General features: G+C 61.7%; 1 protein-coding gene. It reads left to right on the top strand.

Annotation, left to right across the window (positions count from 1 at the left end; all coding sequences use genetic code 11):
- Positions 1 to 230 (top strand): hypothetical protein (locus tag R0J92_RS27300; RefSeq protein WP_411053986.1); only part of this gene is annotated, 230 nt, incomplete at both ends.

Raw genomic sequence — 230 nt, 5'->3', positions numbered from 1 at the left:
CTGTCAGGGCGCGCGCTACAACCGCGAGACGCTTGAGATCAAGTTCAAGGGCAAGAGCATTGCCGATGTGCTGGATATGACTGTGGAAGACGCGCACGAATTCTTTGCTGCCGTGCCGACGATCCGCGACAAGATGGACGCGCTGATGCGGGGGGGGCTTGGCTATATCAAGGTCGGCCAGCAGGCCACGACGCTCTCGGGCGGTGAGGCGCAGCGGGTGCAACTGTCAA

Origin of the sequence: Tritonibacter sp. SIMBA_163 (assembly GCF_046535935.1) — a bacterium.
Lineage (GTDB): Bacteria > Pseudomonadota > Alphaproteobacteria > Rhodobacterales > Rhodobacteraceae > Epibacterium > Epibacterium scottomollicae.
This window is presented reverse-complemented; position numbering and strand designations above follow the sequence as displayed.